Source organism: Methylobacterium nigriterrae, assembly GCF_037106235.1.
Taxonomy (GTDB): Bacteria; Pseudomonadota; Alphaproteobacteria; order Rhizobiales; family Beijerinckiaceae; genus Methylobacterium; species Methylobacterium nigriterrae.
Window position 1 is genome coordinate 1 of sequence record NZ_JBAWTG010000465.1, and the last position, 686, is coordinate 686.

Below are 686 nucleotides of genomic sequence, written 5' to 3' on the forward strand. Positions count from 1 at the left end.
GTGCTGATGCGCTGGCTGGGTCGGACCGGCTCAGACGTTGCCGGCCGGATCATGGGGGTGCTGCTCGCGGGCCTTGCGGTGCAGTTCGTATTCGACGGGATCCGAGGTGGGTTTATACCCCCGTGACATGCCTGGCGGGCTCGTGACGATTAAAAATCGACTTCAGGGGGGTCTGATCTTGTCGCAGCGCCGCTCTATCCTCCGCCGCTGCTCTGCCGCCGGTGCGACAAGCGCGAGTGAGGCTGTCGGACTGCCCGGGAGCCTTTGCCGTGCGCTCGAACCGTTCTCCTGCGGGCGCGGCTCCGCACAGCTTCCGGACGCGGCAGTTGCCTGACGGGAGCTGCATCAAAGCAGTCGTGGATCGGCTGACCGTCCCGCCCAGCCTCGCTGACCTGCGCCGGGTAGCGGAGATCGAGCAGTTCATGGAACTGCAGAGGGGCCAACATGACGGGCAGGCCTGCCGCCACAACGCTCGTGAGCACGAAGCTGGTCAGCATCATGATCCGAAGACGCCCAGATACGCCGTGCTCTGCACGCCGAAGCTGGCAGCAAACGAGAGCAGCGCCGCGTCCCAGGCGGTCAGGTATGGGCTGTCGACCGGCGGCCCGGCCTGCGTGATGGCCAGGCCGAGCCAGGCGAAGCCCGCCAGCGACAGCAGCGCCGCAAGGGTGATAGGCATGGTCGGC

General features: G+C 67.1%; 1 protein-coding gene and 1 pseudogene. One reads left to right on the top strand and one right to left on the bottom strand.

Annotated features, from left to right (window positions below):
- The first annotated feature begins 6 nt into the window (after window positions 1-6).
- Entirely contained in the window at window positions 7-126 is a 120-nt protein-coding gene (locus WDW90_RS37760) for a MarC family protein (protein ID WP_336492828.1), read from the top strand.
- 370 nt (window positions 127-496) lie between these two features.
- Here the strand turns inward: WDW90_RS37760 and WDW90_RS37765 are convergent.
- A pseudogene (locus tag WDW90_RS37765) lies at window positions 497-686 on the bottom strand (hypothetical protein); the annotation flags it as partial.

Excerpts from the sequence above, each read along its gene's own strand:
- WDW90_RS37760 (WP_336492828.1), top strand. The coding sequence starts at position 7 with ATGCGCTGGCTGGGTCGGACCGGCTCAGACGTTGCCGGCCGGATCATG.